At 62.2% G+C, this 19,502-nt stretch carries 15 protein-coding genes; 1 reads left to right on the top strand and 14 read right to left on the bottom strand.

The annotated features are described in order from the left end of the window. Positions 1–13 precede the first annotated feature (13 nt). From ACT7DK_RS09940 to ACT7DK_RS09965, 6 genes are all read right to left on the bottom strand, one after another. Complete coding sequence (locus ACT7DK_RS09940; protein WP_445398681.1) at positions 14–4,849, bottom strand: NAD-glutamate dehydrogenase; 4,836 nt, start codon at positions 4,847–4,849, stop codon at positions 14–16. A 316-nt stretch (positions 4,850–5,165) separates the two neighbouring features. Continuing rightward, positions 5,166–5,387, bottom strand: coding sequence for a DUF2835 family protein (locus ACT7DK_RS09945; protein WP_445398683.1), 222 nt, complete (start codon positions 5,385–5,387; stop codon positions 5,166–5,168). Next, a complete protein-coding gene (gene pepN / locus ACT7DK_RS09950) occupies positions 5,387–7,993 on the bottom strand; it encodes an aminopeptidase N (protein WP_445398685.1) in 2,607 nt (868 codons plus the stop codon). The genes ACT7DK_RS09945 and pepN overlap by 1 nt, the downstream gene beginning before the upstream one ends. Positions 7,994–8,072: 79 nt before the next feature. Then, a complete protein-coding gene (gene prc, locus ACT7DK_RS09955; protein WP_445398686.1) occupies positions 8,073–10,079 on the bottom strand; it encodes a carboxy terminal-processing peptidase in 2,007 nt (668 codons plus the stop codon). A gap of 10 nt (positions 10,080–10,089) precedes the next feature. Continuing rightward, positions 10,090–10,635 (bottom strand): RNA chaperone ProQ, encoded by a 546-nt coding sequence (gene proQ, locus ACT7DK_RS09960; protein WP_445398688.1) that lies wholly within the window; start codon positions 10,633–10,635, stop codon positions 10,090–10,092. 87 nt (positions 10,636–10,722) lie between these two features. After that, on the bottom strand, positions 10,723–11,181 hold the full coding sequence (locus ACT7DK_RS09965) for a GAF domain-containing protein (protein ID WP_445398690.1): 459 nt from the start codon (positions 11,179–11,181) through the stop codon (positions 10,723–10,725). 75 nt (positions 11,182–11,256) lie between these two features. Here ACT7DK_RS09965 and ACT7DK_RS09970 point away from each other — a divergent pair, with 75 nt between their 5' ends. After that, positions 11,257–13,044: an ABC transporter ATP-binding protein gene (locus tag ACT7DK_RS09970; RefSeq protein ID WP_445398692.1), complete on the top strand. Its 1,788-nt coding sequence runs from the start codon at positions 11,257–11,259 to the stop codon at positions 13,042–13,044. A gap of 4 nt (positions 13,045–13,048) precedes the next feature. On the opposite strand, the gene ACT7DK_RS09975 is transcribed toward ACT7DK_RS09970, so the two are convergent. The 8 genes from ACT7DK_RS09975 to pabC form a co-directional block, all read right to left on the bottom strand. Beyond that, positions 13,049–13,318: a YebG family protein gene (locus ACT7DK_RS09975; RefSeq protein ID WP_445398694.1), complete on the bottom strand. Its 270-nt coding sequence runs from the start codon at positions 13,316–13,318 to the stop codon at positions 13,049–13,051. 380 nt (positions 13,319–13,698) lie between these two features. Further along, a complete protein-coding gene (locus ACT7DK_RS09980) occupies positions 13,699–14,643 on the bottom strand; it encodes an SPFH domain-containing protein (protein WP_445398696.1) in 945 nt (314 codons plus the stop codon). A 26-nt stretch (positions 14,644–14,669) separates the two neighbouring features. Then, the gene (locus tag ACT7DK_RS09985; RefSeq protein WP_445398698.1) at positions 14,670–15,083 is read right to left on the bottom strand and encodes an NfeD family protein; all 414 of its coding nucleotides are present in this window, start codon (positions 15,081–15,083) and stop codon (positions 14,670–14,672) included. 202 nt (positions 15,084–15,285) lie between these two features. Beyond that, positions 15,286–16,098: a TatD family hydrolase gene (locus tag ACT7DK_RS09990; protein ID WP_445398700.1), complete on the bottom strand. Its 813-nt coding sequence runs from the start codon at positions 16,096–16,098 to the stop codon at positions 15,286–15,288. Then, entirely contained in the window at positions 16,061–17,062 is a 1,002-nt protein-coding gene (gene holB, locus ACT7DK_RS09995) for a DNA polymerase III subunit delta' (protein WP_445398702.1), read from the bottom strand. Before holB ends, ACT7DK_RS09990 begins: the two co-directional genes overlap by 38 nt. Next, complete coding sequence (gene tmk, locus ACT7DK_RS10000; RefSeq protein WP_445398704.1) at positions 17,047–17,670, bottom strand: dTMP kinase; 624 nt, start codon at positions 17,668–17,670, stop codon at positions 17,047–17,049. The genes holB and tmk overlap by 16 nt, the downstream gene beginning before the upstream one ends. Before the next feature lie 4 nt (positions 17,671–17,674). Then, a complete protein-coding gene (mltG, locus tag ACT7DK_RS10005; protein ID WP_445398706.1) occupies positions 17,675–18,682 on the bottom strand; it encodes an endolytic transglycosylase MltG in 1,008 nt (335 codons plus the stop codon). After that, entirely contained in the window at positions 18,666–19,463 is a 798-nt protein-coding gene (gene pabC / locus ACT7DK_RS10010) for an aminodeoxychorismate lyase (protein WP_445398708.1), read from the bottom strand. The genes mltG and pabC overlap by 17 nt, the downstream gene beginning before the upstream one ends. Positions 19,464–19,502: the final 39 nt, after the last annotated feature.

Consider the following 19,502-nt stretch of genomic DNA (forward strand, 5'->3'; position numbering starts at 1 on the left):
GCGTTTTACACCGTCAGACGGCGTTCATGCAGTTGAGATGGAGCAGGTTCAACTCGCGCAGGGCGACCGAGAACTTGGCGAACTCGTGAGCGCCGGAGGTCTTGAAGTCGGCCAGCAGGTGACGCCAGCGGTTGAGCAGCTGCTCATGCTCATTAAGCCACTGGTCGAGCATACTAGCGCATTCACCCTGGGCTTTACAGTTTTTCAGTACCACCGAGGTCAGGCTGCGCTGCTGGTAATCCAGATCCTCGCGGAAGGCGGCCCGGGCCAGCGCCTGCCAGTGGTTGCCCACCGCCTGCTGGTTGATCTGATCCAGGAACCAGTGCAGTTCCAGCTCGGCGCCGAGGTGGAAATACAGCTCGGCCACCACCTGGATATCCCGCTCCTGCTCGGCGGCCACCTGGGCCAGATCCAGGGCGGAGAACAGGCTGCTCATGTGGGAGACCCGCCGCGCCACCGAGGGGGCAACCCCCTGTGCTTCCAGGCGGGCCACGGCGGCCTGGTGCTCGGTCACTTCCGCGTCCACCATCACCTCGTAGAGGTGCTCGGCCAGGGTGTCGTAGGCCGGTTTGAACTGGGCGATGGTTTCCTCGATGCCCAGGTTGCGGTTGCGGCTGCGCAGGAACCACCGGGTTGCCCGGCGTACCATGCGCCGTACCTGGTAAAACATCTCGAGCTGGGTCTCGGCCGCCACCTGGTTGTCGAGGGTTTCGATGTCCCGCAGCAGGGCATTCATGCCGAACACTTCCCGAGCGATCAGGAAGCTGGCGGCGATATCGCTCATGCTGGCGCCGGTCTCGTCCTGCATCCGGTTGGCGAAGTTGAAGCCCATGTCGTTGACCATGATGTTGGCCAGACGGGTGGCGATGATCTCGCCCCGCAGCGGGTGCTCCATCAGTGCCTCGCCGAAGCGTTCCACCAGTTGCGCCGGCATGCTGCCGGGCAGCAGGCGGGCGACATAGGCGTTGTCGGTCAGCTCGGGCACGTTGAGCAACTCTTTCAGCACCATCTTGCCGTAGGCCACCAGTATCGCCAGCTCCGGCCGGGTCAGGCCACGCCCCGCGGCCATGCGCTCGGCCAGCTCTTCGTCACTCGGCAGGTACTCGAGATTGCGATCGAGTTTGCCTTCCCGCTCCAGCCATTGCATGAAGCGTTGGTGCTCCTTGAGCGGGCTGGCGCCGCGGTGCTGGGTGATGGAGATGGTCTGTGACTGACGATAGGCGTTGGTCAGCACGATGTCGGCCACGTCCTGGGTCATGTCGTACAGCATCTGATCCCGGTGCTTCTTGGTCAGTTCGCCCTTGTCGACCAGGGCGTTGAGCAGGATCTTGATATTGACCTCGTTGTCGGAGCAGTCCACCCCCCCCACGTTATCGGTGAAATCGGTGTTGATGCGACCGCCATGGCCGGCGTATTCGATACGGCCCAGCTGGGTGCAGCCCAGGTTGCCGCCCTCGCCCACTATCTTGGCACGCACGTCCTCGCCATTGACCCGCACCGCATCGTTGGCGCGATCGCCCACGTCGGTGTCGGTTTCGCGACGAGACTTGATGTAGGTGCCGATGCCGCCGTTCCACAGCAGGTCCACCTCGGCCATCAGCAGGTGACGGATCACCTCGGTCGGGGTCAGGCTCGCCTTCTGGGTACCCAGCAACTTCTTCATCTGGGGGCTGAGCTTGATGGACTTGGCCGAGCGCAGGAAGATGCCGCCGCCTTCGGAGATCAGGGAGGCATCGTAATCATCCCAGGTGGAGCCGGGCAGGTTGAACAGGCGCTCCCGCTCCTTGAAGGTGGTCGCCGCGTCCGGCTCCGGGTCGATGAAGATGTGCATATGGTTGAATGCACCCACCAGACGGGTGTGGGGCGACAACAACATGCCGTTGCCGAACACGTCCCCGGCCATGTCGCCGACACCGACGCAGGTGAAGTCGGTCTGCTGGCAGTCGATGCCGAGTTCACGGAAGTGGCGCTTGACCGACTCCCAGGCGCCGCGAGCGGTAATGCCCATCTTCTTGTGATCGTAGCCGACCGAGCCGCCGGAGGCGAAGGCATCGCCCAGCCAGTGGCCGTATTCGGCGCTGATCTCGTTGGCGATGTCGGAGAAGGTGGCCGTGCCCTTGTCGGCGGCGACCACCAGGTAGTAGTCGTCCTCGTCGTGACGCACCACGTTCTTGGGCGGGATCACCTCCCCCTGGATGATGTTGTCGGTCACGTCGAGCAGGCCGCGAATGAACAGGCGATAACAGGCCTGGCCTTCCTTGAGGAAGGCGGCCCTGTCACCCGCCGGCAGCTGCTTGCACACGAAGCCGCCCTTGGCGCCCACCGGCACGATGACGGTGTTCTTCACCTGCTGGGCCTTGACCAGGCCGAGCACCTCGGTACGGAAGTCCTCCCGGCGATCGGACCAGCGCAGACCACCCCGGGCCACCTTGCCCCAGCGCAGGTGCACCCCCTCCACCCGCGGCGAGTAGACGAAGATCTCGAACTTGGGCAGGGGCTGCGGCATGTCGCCGATCAGATCCGGCGCAATCTTGAACGAGATATAGGCCTTGTCGCGCCCGTCGGCGGCGGGCTGATAGAAGTTGGTGCGCAGGGTGGCTTCGATCATCTCCATGTAACGGCGGATGATACGGTCGTCGTCCAGGTTGGCGACCTTGTCCAGCTCGTCGATCAGCTGCTGGTGCAGCTTCTGGATCTGCTTGGGATCCTGCTTGAGCCTGGGCGACAGCCGGCGCTGGAACAGGGTGAACAGCAGCCCGGCCAGCTCCGGATAACGGGACAGGGTTTCCTCGATATAACTCTGGCTGAAGCTGACGCCGGTCTGGCGCATGTACTTGGCATAGGCACGCAGTACGCTGACTTCCCTGCCGGACAGGCCGGCGGCCAGCACCAGACGGTTAAAACCGTCGTTTTCCAGCTCGCTGGCCCATACCTGGGCGAAGGCTTTCTGGAAACGCTCCTGGCTGGCGTCCAGGTCGAGCGGGGCACCGGTGTAGAACATGGAGAAATCGAGGATCCAGAAGGTTTCGCCGGCACACTCGATCTCATAGGGGGTTTCCCCTATCACCCGCAGGCCCATGTTTTCCAGCATGGGCAGCACGTCGGAAAGGTGGATGGGCTCGGCCCTGTGGTAAAGCTTGAGTCGTACCCGGTTGGAGTCGCGCTCTTCCTCCTGGGCCCGGTAGAACAGCATGCCGAGGGTATCGTCGTCGCTGAGCGCCTCCAGCTTCTCGATGTCGGCCACCGCCGAGCCCGGCATCACCTCTTCGGTATAGGCACGGGGGAAGGCGTTGCGGTACTTGCTCTTCAGCCGGTTGCCCTCGGCTTCGCCGAAACTGGCGGACAGGGACTGCTCCAGCTTGTCTTCCCAGCTGCGGGCGGCCTCGATCAGGTTTGCCTGGATTTCGTTCACATCAATATCCATAGAGTTGTTCTGCACCCGGATCAGGTAATGGGTGCGGGCCAGCACGCCTTCGGAGAAATAGGTGGTGAATTCCACTTCCTCGGTAGAGCCGAAATAGCGCTGGAAGATACGCTGGGTCTTTTCCCGCAGGGCGGTGTTGTAACGTTCCTTGGTGACGTACACCATGCAGGAGAAGAAGCGGCCGAACAGATCCCGGCGCACGAACAGCCGGGTCATGTCCCGCTCCTGCATGCCGAGCACGCCCATGCCGATCTCGAGCAGCTCTTTCTCGGTGGCCTGGATCAGCTCGTCCCGCGGATAGGTTTCCAGGATGTTGAGCAGCGCCTTGTAGGCGTGGGAACCGCGCTCCAGGCTGGAGGCGTCGATGATACGCTTGAGCTTGGCGCCGATCAGCGGGATCTGCATGGCACTGGTGTTGTAGATACTGGAGGCGTAGAGACCGATAAAGCGGTCTTCGCCGACGACATTGCCCTTGGCATCGAAGCGCTTGACGCCGATGTAATCGATATAGGCGGGCCTGTGTACCCGGGATTTGTGATTGGTCTTGGTCAGGACCAGGATGTCCTTGCTGAGCGCGGCTTCGCGGGCGGTGGCGGTCAGGCTGCTGAGCTTGAGGCCATCGCTGTGCAGGGCCTTGCGCATCAACCCCAGGCCGGATTCCGGTTCGGGGATCAGCTCATAATCGCCTTCGATGGCGGACACGTTGTAGCGGCGATAGCCCATCAGGGTGAAGTTGTGGTCCGCCACCCAGTTCAGAAAGGCCAGGGTTTCCTTGAGATCATCCGGATCCGTCCCCTTGGCCTGCTTGGGCAGGGCCTGGATGATGTCATTGAGCCGGTTGACCATGGCTTGCCAGTCGCCTACCGCCAATGCCACTTCCTCCACCACCGACAGCAGCTCGTGCCGCAGCAGCTCCCTGGCCTCGGCCTCGGGCTGGCGGTCGATCTCGAGCAGGAAGGCGGTTTCCACCCGGTTCTGCTGATCCTGCTCCTGGCGGCCGAGGATCCGCTGCAACTTGCCCTGCTCGTCGCGGATCAGGTGCATCGGCTGGTGCAGCATCAGGTGAGAGGTGATGCCCAGGCGATTCAGCGCCATACGGATGGAATCCACCAGGAAGGGGGCATCCTTGATGATCAGCTCGACGATGGTATGGGGAGACTGCCAGCCATGGCGGGAGAGTTCGGGGTTGTATACCCGTACATAGGGTGCTTGATCGGCACGGGTTTCAAAGGCGTTCCACAGGCTGATGGCCGCACCGTAGAGATCGCTGTCGTTACGGTGATTGAGGTCATCGTGGGTCATGCCGCCGTAAAGCTTGCTGACAAAGGTATTCACCAGGGGCGCGGTATGATCGGAAAATTTGTTTTCTACCAGTTGATTGACGTTTTCAAGCAAAACGGATGTTGCTGCGTCTTTGAATGTCATGGCGTAGTGTTCCTCGGGTACAGGCAATAACCATGGGGGAGTAGCCCCAACGGGACGCGCCCAGTTTAAGCCCGGCCCGGGCCGAATGCGAGCAAAGCAGTGAATTAAGGTCGAAAAATATCGACCAGGTCACTTGTGAGCGGAATATATACAAGGAGATAAAATGCTTTTACAAAAGAATCTGCTGAAAGTGAATGAATTGTTTCAATCCTATTGTGAATATTTAGGCGCGGCTGTCGTTAATTATTAGTAATTGCCGATTAAATAAGAGAAAAAGCCCGTTATTCGAGCTTTTTCTATGCAATGACGCGCGTGATTATGGTAACCGGCTCAACCGCTGCAGTTTATTCTGCCCGTCCAGCTCGATTTCGAAATAGCCGTTCAGACCGTCGTGGCCGACAAAGCCGCGGAAATGATGCAGGGCCAACTGCAGCCGCAGCCCCTGCTCGGTATTCACCGACAGGGCGGCGGCCCGCCCCTGGTAATAACGCAGCAGCTGCGCCTTGGAAATGGCCAGGCGAAAGCGCAGCCTCTGCATCAGACCAGGGCCTTGCTGATCTTTTCGAACAAATCCCGGGACAGCTCCGGCAGGGCCATCAGCCGTTCAAGCCGCTTCCTGATCAGGTGCTGGCGTCCTTCATCCAGACGGGCGAACTGGATAAGGGGAGTGATCAGTCTCGACGCCACCTGGGGATTGCTGTGGTTGAGCTGCTCCAGCACCTCCACCAGCAGATCGTAGCCGGCGCCGTCGGGACGATGGAACTGGACCGGATTGCCGCCGCTGAAGGCGCCGATAAGCGCCCTGACCCGGTTCGGGTTGCCCAGGCTGAAGGTGGGATGCCGCATCAGCTCCCGTACCCGGGCCAGAGTCTCGCTCGCCGGCGCCGTCGCCTGCAAGCGGAACCAGTTGTCCAGCACCAGGCCGTCGTGACGCCATTTGGCCTCGAAGTCGGCCAGCATCGCCTCGCGTTCGGCCAGGCCGGCACGCACCGCCGCCTTCATCGCCGCCAGGGTGTCGGTCATATTGTCGGCGGCGGCATATTGCCGCTCTACCCGGCCCGCCTCCCCGGCCAAGGCCAGGTAGCCCAGGGCCACGTTTTTCAGGGCCCGGCGGGCCATGTCCTGGTGCTCGATACGGTATTGGGGCGTCAGGTTGTCCTCGTAGGCCTGTTGCCACAGGGGTTGCAGCGCCTCGGCCAGCCCCCGTTGCAGGTTGTCGTGCACCCGGGCCAACAGATCGATGTCGACTCGCTCGAACAGCTCCAGCAGACTGCCCAGATCCGGCAGGGTCAGCATCTCCGCCTGCAGCGCCCGGTCCAGGGTGACATCGTCCAGGGTGGCGCGGAACACCTCGACCAGCACCCGGGGCAGTGCCGGTTGTTGGTTGCGTTGCAACTGCGCCACGTGGTCCAGCACCGTCTTGTTGACCAGCATCTGCACCGCATCCCAGCGCACGAACTCGTCGAGGCAGCATTTGGCGAGCAGGGCCAGCTGTTCGTCGCCGTAGTCGTAGTGCAGTTTCACCGGCGCGGAAAAGCCCTGCAACAGGGCCGGGGTCGGCCGGGAAGGCAGCTGTTCGAACAGGAAGTGTGCTTCCGATTCCAGCACATCCAGCACCGGGCCGACGGAGCGGCCACCGCTCATCAGCGGCACGGGCTCGCCCTGTTCGGTATAGAGCGCCAGGCTGAGCGGGATATGCAGCGGCAGCTTCTCCTTCTGGTCCAGGGTCGGCGGGGTATGCTGGCGCACGGTCAGGTGATAGTGGCCGGCCTCGGCATCGTAGTGGTCGGTCACCGTCAATACCGGGGTGCCGGACTGGCCGTACCAGCGTTTGAACCGGTTCAGATCTCGGCCGCTGGCTTCGCTCATGGCCGCCACGAAGTCATCGCAGGTGGCGGCCTGGCCGTCGTGCCGCTGCAGGTAGAGGGCCAGGCCCCGCTGGAAGGCCTGTTCTCCCAGCAGGGTGTGCAGCATGCGGATCACTTCCGAGCCCTTTTCGTACACGGTAAGGGTATAGAAGTTGTTCATCTCGATCACCGCATCCGGACGGATCGGGTGGGCCATGGGGCCGGCGTCTTCGGCGAACTGGGGGCCGCGGATGATGCGTACGTTGCGGATACGGTTGACGGTACGCGAGCCCAGATCGGAGGAGAATTCCTGATCCCGAAACACCGTCAGGCCTTCCTTCAGCGACAGCTGGAACCAGTCGCGGCAGGTGACCCTGTTGCCGGTCCAGTTGTGGAAGTACTCGTGCCCGATCACCCGTTCGATATCCAGGTAATCGTTGTCGGTGGCGGTGCTGGCGTCGGCCAGCACGAACTTGGCGTTGAAGACGTTGAGGCCCTTGTTTTCCATCGCCCCCATGTTGAAGAAATCCACCGCCACTATCATGTAGATGTCGAGATCGTATTCCAGATGGCAGCGCTGCTCGTCCCACGCCATGGCGGCCTTGAGACTGTCCATCGCGTGCCCCGCCCGGTGCAGGTTGCCCTTGTCGACATAGATCTCCAGTGCCACTTCACGTCCGCTGTGGGTGGTGAAGTGGTCGTGCAGCACGTCGAAATCCCCCGCCACCAGGGCAAACAGGTAGGCCGGCTTGGGGAAGGGATCCTGCCACTGCACCCAGTGACGGCCGTCGTCGAGCCTGCCCTGCCCCACCCGGTTGCCATTGGACAGCAGGTAGGGATAGAGGTCGGCGTCGGCGGTGATGCGGGTGCTGAACCGGGCCAGCACGTCCGGCCGGTCGAGGTAATAGGTGATGCGCCTGAAGCCTTGCGCCTCGCACTGGGTACAAAAGGCCGAGCCCGATTTGTAGAGCCCTTCCAGGGCGGTGTTGGCCGCCGGATCGATGCGGGTCTTGATGGTGAGCACGAATTCCGGGGGTAACTGGGACAGGATCAGGGCGTTCTCGGTTTGTTGATACTGCCGGGTCTCCACGCCGTTCACGGCTACCTGCAGCAGCTCGAGCTGCTCGCCGTCCAGCACCAGATCTTCACTGTGTTCGCCGTTGCGCCGGATGCGGCTGATGGCCACCACCTCGGTGGCGCTGTCGTGCAGCTGGATATCCAGATCCAGGGTCTCTATCCAGTAGTGGGGCGGCTGATAATCTTCGCGATATTGAACTTGAGGTTTGGTTTGGGTCATGGCGGAGATCTCGTTAAAGTCATCTGACGGGCTTTAATAAGAAAGCCCGGAGCCGGCAGGGCCGGAACCGGGCGAAGGGTCAGCCCAGCAGCTTGGCCAGATCGGCGGTGATGCGCGCCGCTTCTTCCAGGTAGCTGTCGTCGGGCTCGAAGTCGCCGGGCGCCTGATCGAGGGTGTCGACCGGATCCCGGCCGGCACGGCGCAGGCGGTCGTTCAGCCGGGCCAGGGAGCGGGCGTCCTGCTCATCCAGCTCCGCCTTGCGCTCGGCCAGGTTGAGGGAGACGGCATCCTTGTCCTTGAGCCGCTGATATTCCCTGATGTCCTCGAAGATATAGGCGAACTCCGGATCCTGCTCGATGCGAGCCTGATGCCACTGGCGCAACTTGCCGAGCAAGGGCGTCAGGTCCTGAAGGCGGCCGAACTCGAGGCTGGAGATCTGATCCCAGGGCAGCGCATTCTTTTCCATGCTCTCGCCGGTTTCCTCCGCCTCGATGGCGGTCGGAAACGGGATGTCCGGCTTCACGCCTTTATTCTGGGTACTGCCGCCGTTGATACGGTAGAACTTGGCGATGGTGAACTGCACGAAGCCCATGGGGTTTTCATAGAGATCGTAGATCCGCGCCAGGCTGCGATGTTGCTGCACCGTGCCCTTACCGAAAGTATTCTCACCCAGGATGATGGCCCGGCCGTAGTCCTTCATGGCGGCGGCGAAGATCTCCGAGGCCGAGGCCGAGTATCTGTCTACCAGCACTGCCATGGGGCCATCATAGACCCGCTGGTTGTCCTCATCGCTGTTGACCGAAATCCGGCCCAGGCCATCGCGGATCTGCACCACGGGACCGCTGTCGATAAAGAGGCCGGTGAGCGCCGAGGCCTCGGTCAGGGCGCCGCCGCCGTTGGCGCGCAGGTCGATCACCAGGCCACTGATCCCTTGCTGCTTGAGCTTGTCGATCTCCTTGGTCACGTCCACGCTCAGGTTGACGTAGAAACTCGGGATTTCGACCACGCCGATGCTGTCGCCGTCCACCTCGATGACCTTGCCGCTGGCGGCCCTGTCTTCCAGGCGCACGGTGTCGCGGGTGAGTTCAACCACGCGGGGCGTGGCGGCCACGGCCTGGCCACGCTGGATCTGCAGCCAGACCTTGGTGCCCTTGGGCCCCTTGATCAGGTCCACCACTTCGTCCAGCCGCCAGCCGATCACGTCCACGATCTGCTCAATGCTCTGCCCCACCCCGATGATGCGGTCTTCGGGTTGCAGTTCATTGGATTTGGCCGCCGGCCCTCCGGGCACCAGGGAGCGGATCACGGTGTAATCGTCTTCGGCCTGCAGCACGGCGCCGATGCCTTCGAGAGAGAGATTCATCTCGGTTTCGAAGCGCTCGGCATTGCGCGGGCTCAGATAGCTGGTATGGGGCTCTATGGCCCGAGCAAAGGCGTTGGCGAAGCTCTGGAAAGCGTCCTCGCTCTCGCTCTGGGACAGACGCTTGATGGCATTGTTGTAACGTTTGGTCAGGGTGTCTTTGATCTCGTCCCAGTCCTTCTCGGCCAGGGCCAGGCTCAGGGCATCGAACTTGACCCGCTGCCGCCAGAGTTCGTCGAGCTCACTGCTGTCGCGAGGCCAGTCCGCCTTGCTGCGGTCGAACTGGTACTCTTCGTTGCCATCGAAGCTCATGGGGGTATCGAGCAGTGACAGGGCGTAGACCAGGCGCTCGTACCGCCGCTGCAGGCTCTCGTTGTACATCTCGAAGGCAGTTTCGAGCCGACCGGCCTTCAGCAGATCGTCGAAGCTGTGCCGGTGACGGCCGAAGCGGGCGATGTCGTCCCGGGTGAAGATGTTCTTGCCGAAATCCAGGCTTTCGACGTAACGGTTGAAGATTTCTTCCGAGAAGGCGTCATCCAGCTGGAACTGCTGGTAATGAGAGCGGGTGAACAGGGCGGTAATCCGCTTGCTGGCGGCCGCATGTTGACCTTCCGGTGCCAAAACGGGGATGGCCGAGGCATCGATGGCCGGCGGCACGGCCCAAGCCATGCCCGCAGCCAGAATACCGGCGGCCACCAGGGACAAACGAATTCCGTGACTGGTCAAACCCTACTCCTTAGAGGATAAGATGTTCAAACTTGACGCGTACCGACATCCCGGTCTTGAGCTCCACCTGGACATCGTCCCGGGTCACTTCCTTAATGGTAGCGGGAACCGGAGACTTGCCCAGCAATACTTTGACACTCTGTTCCACGGACAAGTTCGCGGGATCGATCTTACGGGCCTTTGGACGCGGCTTCCGGGCAGCCGGCTTGTCCTTGCGGGCGCCGAACACCTTTTCCTTGCTTTCCTTGAGGGCACCTTTGGCGTGGTCGATGTGCTCTTGAGTCAGTTCACCGCAAGGGTTTCCGTCCAGATCGATCCGACTCATGCCGGCCTTGAGGCCATGCAGGTAACGCCAGCTGGATGTGTACTGGCGCAAAGCGGTACGCAGCAGCGTCTTGGATACCTTGGGGTCTTCCGCCAGGCGTTCCGCCAGGTCCTGAAAAATACCGATCTTCAGCGGTTTGGCCTCGCCGGCCGCGACGAAGCACTGGGGGAAGCGTTCCGCCAGGTAGGCGATGACTTCTTTACTGTTTTTTAGCTTTTCCGAGTTTTCCATGAAATACCTTGGGTTAAGACCTGAGGGCGTACCGCCCGTTGAAACATGCTCATTATAAAGGGCACGCGGACAAAAGCGACCCCGCCGTTACAGCTGCGGCAAGACCGTGGTCACCAGTTGCCGCAGGCCGATTTCGTCGTCTTCATCAAAACGGCCCAAGCGGGGGCTGTCGATATCCAGTACCCCCCAGATGGCCTCGCCTTGCCCCAGGGGCAGCACGATCTCTGAATTGCTGGCGCCGTCACAGGCGATATGGCCGGCAAATTCATGTACATTGGCTACGCGCTGGATCTGACCGCTGGCCACGGCGGTACCGCATACCCCCTTGCCGACCGGAATACGGACACAGGCCGGCTTGCCCTGAAAGGGCCCCAGCACCAGGGTATCCTGTTCGCGCAGGTAAAACCCGACCCAGTTGATCTCGTCCAGAGCCAGGTTGAGCAGGGCGGTCAGGTTGGCGAGCTTGGCGATGCGGTTGGGTTCGCCTTCGCACAGAGCCAGTGCCTGAGCGGTGAGGCTTTGATAAAATGCAGATTTTTCAGACATAAAAGAGAAAGCGCCGTTTATTTTCGCCTAACTTACCTGCCCTTTCTCCAAATGAAAACCCGATGATGGTGATTGATGGATAAAAAAAGTCTCAGCTCCCCGGTTTTGCAGTGGCCGGACATTATCCGCATGATGCAACGCCATCGTACCCTGTTGCTCTATGCCCACCTCTTCGCCCTGGTCGGCACCCTGCTGGCGGTGCCGGTGCCGCTGCTGATGCCGCTGCTGGTCGACGAGGTGCTGCTCGACAGCCCGGGTACCCTGCTGAGCTGGCTGGACCGGATATTGCCTGTCGCCTGGCAAGGCGGCGTCGGCTACATACTGGCGATACTGGTGGCCACCCTGTCGCTGCGCACCCTGTCGCTGGCTTTCAATATCATCCAGGGGCGGCAGTTCGCCCGGGTGGCCAAGCACCTGACCTTTCAGATCCGCCAGCGCCTGGCGCGGCAGCTGATGAAAACCCCCCTGCGCGCTTTCGAATCCATCGGTGCCGGCAGCGTCAGCTCCCACTATGTCACGGACGTAGAAACCCTCGACAAATTTCTTGGAGAAACCCTGAGCAGGCTGCTGATCAGCCTGCTGAGCGTGGTCGGCACGGCGGTGGTGCTGCTGTTGATCAACTGGCAGCTCGGGCTCTTCATCCTGCTGCTCAATCCGGTGGTGGTGTATTTCTCCAGCCGCCTGGGTGCCAAGGTCAAACACCTGAAGCGTAACGAAAACAGTGCCTTCGAACTGTTCCAGCAGGCCTTGGTGGAAACCCTGGACGGCATCCACGAGATCCGCGCCGCCAACCGGGAGCGGCACTACCTGCTGCGGGTGATCGACCGGGCACGTGCGGTGCGCGACACCGCCATCGACTACGCCTGGAAGAGCGAGGCCGCCGGCCGGGCCAGTTTCCTGCTGTTCCTCTCCGGGGTTGAGCTGTTCCGGGCGGTGGGCATGATCATGGTGCTTTACACCGACCTGACCGTGGGCCAGATTTTCGCGGTGTTCAGCTACCTCTGGTTCATGATGGGACCGGTGCAGGATCTGCTCAACATGCAGTATTCCTTCTACGCCGCCAGCGCGGCCCTGAAGCGTATCAACCGTCTGCTGTCCCTGGGGGGCGAACCGGATCCTGCGGGCAGCCTCAACCCCTTTGCGGGTGTGACCACCCTGCCGATAGAGGTCCGGGGACTGAGTTTTTCCTACAACGGTGAGCGCAAGGTGCTGGATGATGTGAGCCTGCAGATCCGGGCCGGGGAAAAGGTGGCCCTGGTGGGAGCCAGTGGCGGCGGCAAGTCCACCTTTATCCAGTTGCTCTTGGGTCTTTACCCCGCCGATGCCGGCGAAATCCGTTTCGGTGGCGTCAACTGCAAGGACATCGGCTTCGCCACCATCCGTGAACACGTGGCCACGGTGCTGCAGCAACCGGTACTGTTCAACGATACGGTCAGGGCCAACCTCAGCCTGGGGGATAAGCACGCCGATATCGACCTTTGGCAGGCGCTCAGGGTTGCCCAGCTGGATGAGGTAGTGGCCGCCATGGCGCAGGGTCTGGACACGGAGCTCGGCCGGCGCGGGGTACGGCTGTCGGGCGGCCAGCAACAGCGCCTGGCCATTGCCCGCATGGTGCTGAAAAACCCCGCCATCGTCATCCTGGACGAGGCGACCTCGGCGCTGGATACGGAAACCGAGCAGAAACTGCATCAGGCGCTGGCGAATTTTCTGAGTGGCAGAACCACCCTGATAGTGGCGCACCGACTGAGCTCGGTACGCCAGGCGGACAGGGTGCTGGTATTTGAAGACGGCAAGATCAGCCAGTCCGGCACCCATCACGAACTGCTGGAGCAGCCCGGACTCTACCGTACCCTTTACTATTGAGGGCTCAGGCGACGACTTTGATATCGGCGGCCTTGTCCGTCTTCCTGGCGGTTTTTTTCTTGGGTCCGGCAAGCTGCTCTTGGTGCTGGGCCAGATAGAGGGCCAGCGCCTCGCGGTCATCCTCGCCCAGGGCTACCGGCGCCGAGGCCAGCAGCGCGTCCAGGTGCTCGGCCAGGTCGAGCAGGCGATCATAAGCGTCCGCTTCTTTCTTGTTGGTGAACGTCATTTTCTCGATTCCGTTTCTCACTACCAAATACTGTATGGTCACGGCCATAATCAACTCCTTATCTGTATATAAATACAGTAATTCGATATCGCTCCGGTTGCAAGCCCCTCGCTCGGACGCGCCCATCGCCATCGGCGGAAAACGATAGATTATCGGGCCTTAGTGAACTTTTTCCCCCTTCTGCTGGCAGCCTCCGGGATTCTGACCAATAGTTTAGGTTGAAGCGCACCTTTTGGTGCCTTCTCACTAGCGCACGGCTCAGCATATGAGCCATTCCCCTAAGCCAGGTACACGGATTTTGTACCTGGCTTTTTTTGCCCGAGTTCACCCACCGGAGCAGGACACCGACGCTGCGCCCCTGGCAATATTATGTTGAGTTTGTGCGTGTAAAAAATAAGGGAAGCCGATGGCTTCCCGATGTCCCGCCGCTATTTCGCTGTGCCCTTCAGCAAGGCCTCGATGCTGCCTACGGCACCGAGCACACTGCTGGCCTCGTAGGGCAGAAACACCCGATCGCCCTGCTTGCCGATCTCCGGCAGTGTTTTCAGGTATTCCAGTCCCAGCAGGTAACCCACCACCAGCTGCGGATCCAGCTTCTCGTTACCGGCGGACAGTACCTTGTCGATGGCCTGGCGTTGGCCGTCGGCCATCAGGATGGCGGCTTCCCGCTCCCCTTCTGCTACCAGGATATTGGAGCGCTTTTCGCCTTCGGCCCGAGCGATGGCGGCTTCCCGCTCCCCGCTGGCCTGCAGCACCAGGGCGCGGCGTTCCCGCTCGGCGGCCATCTGTTTGCGCATGGCATCTTCCACCTCCACCGGGATATTGATGTCCTGGATCTCGACCCGGGTCACCTTGACGCCCCATTTGTTGCCCGCTTCGTCCATCACGAGTTGCAGCTTGTCGTTGATCTCCTGGCGGGACTCGAACAATTTGTCCAGCTCCATTCTCCCTACCTCGGAGCGCAAGGAGGTTTTGGCCAGGATCTCGATGGCCTGGATCAGGTTCTCGGTCTGGTACACCGCCCGCTCCGGATCGATCACCTGGAAGTAGAGGGCGCCGTTGACGGTGACACTGACGTTGTCGGCGGTGATCACCGACTGGGCCGGAAAATCGAGCACGGTTTCACGCCGGTCGATGCGGGTCTCTTCCTGCACCACGGCGACATTTTCTCCTGCTATGGCCTGGTAGCGGCGCACCTTGATGGAACGCGGCTTGTCTACGAAGGGAATGATCCAGTTGATACCGGGAGCCAGGGTCTTTTGGTAGCTGCCGAGCCGCTCTATCACCACTGCTTCGGATTGTTGCACTATCATCAGCCCCTTGATCAACAGCACCAGGATCAATAAGGAAAATATAATTGTTATCAATAACATGACATCCATGGACTCTTCCTCTTCTGTTAATCAATCACGGCGGTAATGCCGTCAAAACGACGCACCACAACCCGTTGCCCGGCCACCAGCTCGGCGCCGGAATCACTCCGCACCAGGAAGAGGTCGCCTTCCAGTTTTAGACGAAACTCCCCCGAAGCCAACTGCACCAGCTCTCCCTGCTGCCTACGGCCCTCGCCGGCCAGGGCGCTGGTTCGCCGGGAGGGAGACAGCCGGCGGAACAGGCGCTTCAGCAGCGGGGCCAGCACGGCGGCGGCCAGGGCGAAGCTGAACCACTGAACCGCGCTGCCGGCGCCCAGCAGCGCGGCGACCATGGCCACCAGAGCCGCCAGCCCCATGGCGAAGGCGAAGAAACCGGTACCCAGTAATTCTGCTAGCAGCAGTAGCAAGGCGGCCATCAGCCAGAGATGCCAGGCAAGCAAAGACGACCTCCAATGAAAGACACAAACGAGACATCGCTACTATAGTGGAGGCCGAGGGGGATGGAAATGGCTTTGGACTAACGCCACGTGAAGCGTGACGGAGAAGGCCGCTTTGCCGGCAACCGCCCCCTGGCTCCCTTGACGCACCGCCGGTGTAAAGGGGAGCAGGGAAAGCTCCTTGCTCCCCTTCAGCTTCGCGGTTTTAAACGGCCGCCCTGGCCAGCTTGAACAGCTCGAAGAAGTTGGCGGTGGTCTGTTGCGCCACCCGCTCCAGGGAAACGCCTTTCAGCTTGGCGATGTATTCCGCCACGGTACGGGTATAGGCAGGCTCATTCTCCTCCCCCCTGAACGGCACCGGAGCCAGCCAGGGGGAGTCGGTCTCCACCAGCAGCCGCTCCAGGGGCAGTGCCTTCACCACTTCGCGCAGGGTATCGGCACTGCGGAAGGTGACGATACCCGAAATGGAAATGTAGAAACCGAGCTCCATGGCCGCTTCGGCCATTTCCAGCGACTCGGTAAAGCAGTGCAGTACACCGCCGACCCGTTCGGCCCCACCGCCGCGCAGTACCGCCAGGGTGTCGTCCTGGGCACTGCGGGTGTGGATCACCAACGGTTTGTCCAGCGCCACCGCCACGTCGACGTGCTGCTCGAAGGCCCGGCGCTGGAGCGCGGCGGTCTCGGGGGCATAGAAGTAGTCGAGACCGGTCTCGCCGATGGCCACCACCGATGGATGGGCGGCCAGCCGGCGCAACAGGGCCGGATCGTTCTGTTCGTCCTGCTGGTGCAGGGGGTGTACGCCGCAGGAGGCGAACACCTGGGGAAAGGGGGCGATGGCGTCGAGCATGGCGGGAAAGGAGGACAGGCCCACACCGATGCACAGCATGTGATCAACGCCGCGTCGGGCGGCCTTGTCGATGACCTCGGCCATGTTCGCATGCTTGTTGCCGTAGTCGAGTTTGTCCAGATGGCAGTGTGAATCAACCAGCAAAACCGTCTCCTGAATGAATAGTGTCATGATGGGGGCCGGTGGCCGGTCGGGCCCAGAGAGCCAGCCACAGGCCGAGCTGCAGGCCGGCGTTGAGCGGACGACCGCTGGCGGGTTGCAGGATCCGTCGCAGTTCGACCAGACCGGCCAGGGTGGACTCGAGTCGCACCGGACCGAGTCGTCCCAGACGCCGGCTCAGCGGCTCGACGTCGGCCAGACGCAGCGGCGCCTGCAGTCCCAGGGCCAGCTGCAGGGCATCCTGCAACAGCAGGTGCAGCCAGTGCAACTGCTCCGGCTGCTCCAGCAGGGATGACTGCAAGCCCGACAGCGCCGGCCCCGGCTGCTGCGCCAGGGCGGCGAACTGCTCGAGCACCTGTTGTCGCTGCCGATCCGCGCCCCGGGCCAGGTAGTCGCGGGTATGCAAGGGCGAGCCCTGGTTCAGGTTGAGTACCGTTTGGTTGGCGGCCAGGCCTTCCCCGGCGAGCCATGCCAGCACCATGGTGGGTGAAGGCTGCGGCAGCAACCACTGCTGGCAACGGCTGCGGATGGTCGGCAGCAACCGTTCCGACCGGGAAGAAGTCAGCACCAGGGTGGCCTCTCCCGCCGGCTCTTCCAGGGTTTTCAGCAGTGCATTGGCGGCCGCTTCGGTCATTTTCTCCGCCTGCATGATGATCGCCACCTTGCCATGGCCCAGACGGGCACTCTCGCCCAGTACCCGCCCCAGCCCACGGATCGCATCGATACCTATGCTGCGCTCCTCGCCGGTGAGCATATGGAGATCCGGATGGTTGCCGGCAGCATGGAGCCGGCAGGCATGGCAGTGACCGCAGGGGGCCACATTAGTATGTTGGCATAATATTATGCGCGACAACTCGCCGGCAAGCAGCCCCTTGCCCAGGCCGGCCATTCCTTTCAACAGCAGGGCATGGCCCAGGTGCCCCTCCCTCACCCGCGCCTGCAGTTGCAGCAGAGAGGCGCTCAGCCAAGGGTACACAAGCGCCGCTCCAAACAGGCCAGCACCTCGGCCTTGACCTTATCCGGGGAATGGCTGGCATCGATCAGCTCGCAACGTGCGTCTTCCCGCACCAGCTCCAGGTAACGTGCCCGGGTGCGCTCGAAAAAGCCGAGTTGCTCCCGCTCAATACGGTCCAGCTCGCCCCGGGCTCGGGCACGGCTCAGGCCCAGGGCCGGGTCGATGTCCAGATAAAAGGTCAGGTCCGGGGCAAAGTCACCCAGCACCGCCTCCTTGATCTGGCGGATCAGACGGGGCGCTATGCCACGCCCTCCCCCCTGATAGGCTTGGGACGAGAGATCATGCCGGTCCCCCACCACCCAGGTACCGGCCGCCAGGGCCGGCTGGATACGGTTTTTCACCAGCTGCACCCGGGCCGCGTACATCAGCAGCAACTCGGCCTCCATGGTCAGGGGCTCTTCGTGCACCTCCTTCACCAGGGCGCGCATCTTCTCCGCCAAGGGCGTGCCGCCCGGTTCTCGGGTGCTGATCACGGTACAGCCCCGGGCCTCCAGCCAGGCCACCACATGCCGCTGGACCGTGCTCTTGCCGGCCCCTTCCAATCCTTCGATCACAATAAAGCGGCTCATGCTCTTACCTTTTCAGAATGTAGCGACGCACGGCACTGTTGTGCTCGCGCAGGGTCCTGGAAAAATAGTGCCGGCCCTCGCCCATGGCCACGAAATAGTAATAGTTGCTCTCCACCGGCTGCAGGGCGGCGATGATGGCCTCCTTGCTCGGCATGGCGATGGGCGTGGGCGGCAGGCCGTCTATCATGTAGGTGTTGTAGGGCGTGTGCGTCTGCAGATCCCGCTTGCGGATATTGCCGTTGAAGCTGTCGCCCATGCCGTAGATAACGGTGGGATCGGTCTGCAGCCGCATGCCGCTGCGCAGCCGGTTGACGAACACCGAGGCGATCAGCGGCCGCTCCTCGGCGATGCCGGTTTCCTTTTCGATGATGGAGGCCAGGATCAGCGCCTCGTAAGGGCTGTTGAGGGGCAGCCCTTTCATCCGCGCCGCCCAGGCCTCATCCAGGAAACGCTGCATTTCCTGGCGGGCCCGCAGCAGAATGGACACATCCGTATCACCCGGGGTGTAGCTGTAGGTTTCCGGCAGGAAGAGACCTTCCAGCCGTCCCTGCTCCACGCCCAGCCGGGCCGCCAGCTCGGCCTCGGACAGGCCGTCCGACTCCACGTCCAGATATTCCGCCTCCGCCAACCGCTTCTGCCAATCGGCCAGGCGCAACCCTTCCACCAGGGTGATCCGCAGGTGATAGATGTCCCCGTCGACAAACTTCATCAGGGCGTCGCGCAGCCGGGTGCCGGGCTCCAGTTTGTAGGTACCCTGCCGCACCGCCGTCAGTTCGGGGTGGAAACGCAGCCACAGGCGGCGATGCAGCTCGGACACCGGCTCCGGGCTCAGGCGGTTGATGAGATGGAAGGTGGTTTCCCCCCGGGCCACCACGAACAGGGGCTCGGAAGACTCGGCGATCACCATCTGCTCCAGCTTCTGCCACTGGCTGAAGCCGTAGATACCGACGCCTGCCAGCACCAGGGTCAGTACCAGCATCAGCCGTCCCAGCCATTTAATCAGTTTGTTCATAGGCTCGCTGTAATTCTCTTACCGTAGAAAAAGAAGAGGTCGTCCAATGTTCCCCGAGGGCGATGACCGGCACCACCCCCATCAGGGCGTTGCTCAGCCAGATTTCGTCGGCTGCCAGCAGGGAGGCCGGCTCCTCGTCGGCCAGCGTCAGCCGCGCTCCCAGGTAATCCCGGCACCAGGCGCGCACGGTACCGCAAACGCCGCCGTTCGACAAATCCGGTGTGAAAATCTGCGTCCCGCGCCGCCAGAACAGGTTGGCGCTCACCCCCTCCCGCACCCGGCCCTCGCCGTCGAGCACCACCCCTTCCGCCCAGCCCCGCCGCTCGAGCTCAGCCTTGAGCAACACCTGCTCCAGCCGGTTCAGGGTCTTGAGCCCCGCCAGCAGGGGACTGGCACCCAGGCGTCCGTCGCACAGGCCGATGACCAGCCCCCGCTCTCGCCAGTCGTAGTAATGAACGGGAAAGGGAGAGCTGTTCAGCACCAGGGTCGGTTCGCCGCAGCCGTCGATGCCATAGCCCCGGGCACCGGGGCCCCGCAGCAGGCTGATGCGCAACACCTGATCTGTCCCATCCAGAGCGGACTCGGCCTGCGCCTTCAGCCAGGACCAGTCCGGTTCGACCATCAGCAGACGGCGGCAGGCTTCCCGCAACCGTGCCTGGTGATAAGACCAGTGACGCAGCCTGCCGGCCTGCGCATGGAGAGTGGTGAAATGCCCGTCACCCAGTTGCCAGCCCCGGGCCAGTGCCGGCAACGGCGCGCCGGTGGTGATGATCTTCTGCATGGTACCCAAATAAAAAAGCCCGGCACGGAGGCCGGGCTG

The sequence above is a fragment of the Zobellella sp. An-6 genome (assembly GCF_052487945.1).

What these genes read in the sequence shown, in the direction of transcription:
- ACT7DK_RS09940 (WP_445398681.1), bottom strand. Translation starts at nt 4,849, where the DNA reads ATGACATTCAAAGACGCAGCAACATCCGTTTTGCTTGAAAACGTCAAT.
- ACT7DK_RS09945 (WP_445398683.1), bottom strand. Translation starts at nt 5,387, where the DNA reads ATGCAGAGGCTGCGCTTTCGCCTGGCCATTTCCAAGGCGCAGCTGCTG.
- pepN (WP_445398685.1), bottom strand. Translation starts at nt 7,993, where the DNA reads ATGACCCAAACCAAACCTCAAGTTCAATATCGCGAAGATTATCAGCCG.
- proQ (WP_445398688.1), bottom strand. Translation starts at nt 10,635, where the DNA reads ATGGAAAACTCGGAAAAGCTAAAAAACAGTAAAGAAGTCATCGCCTAC.
- ACT7DK_RS09965 (WP_445398690.1), bottom strand. Translation starts at nt 11,181, where the DNA reads ATGTCTGAAAAATCTGCATTTTATCAAAGCCTCACCGCTCAGGCACTG.
- ACT7DK_RS09970 (WP_445398692.1), top strand. Translation starts at nt 11,257, where the DNA reads ATGGATAAAAAAAGTCTCAGCTCCCCGGTTTTGCAGTGGCCGGACATT.
- ACT7DK_RS09975 (WP_445398694.1), bottom strand. Translation starts at nt 13,318, where the DNA reads ATGGCCGTGACCATACAGTATTTGGTAGTGAGAAACGGAATCGAGAAA.
- ACT7DK_RS09980 (WP_445398696.1), bottom strand. Translation starts at nt 14,643, where the DNA reads ATGTTATTGATAACAATTATATTTTCCTTATTGATCCTGGTGCTGTTG.
- ACT7DK_RS09990 (WP_445398700.1), bottom strand. Translation starts at nt 16,098, where the DNA reads ATGACACTATTCATTCAGGAGACGGTTTTGCTGGTTGATTCACACTGC.
- tmk (WP_445398704.1), bottom strand. Translation starts at nt 17,670, where the DNA reads ATGAGCCGCTTTATTGTGATCGAAGGATTGGAAGGGGCCGGCAAGAGC.
- mltG (WP_445398706.1), bottom strand. Translation starts at nt 18,682, where the DNA reads ATGAACAAACTGATTAAATGGCTGGGACGGCTGATGCTGGTACTGACC.
- pabC (WP_445398708.1), bottom strand. Translation starts at nt 19,463, where the DNA reads ATGCAGAAGATCATCACCACCGGCGCGCCGTTGCCGGCACTGGCCCGG.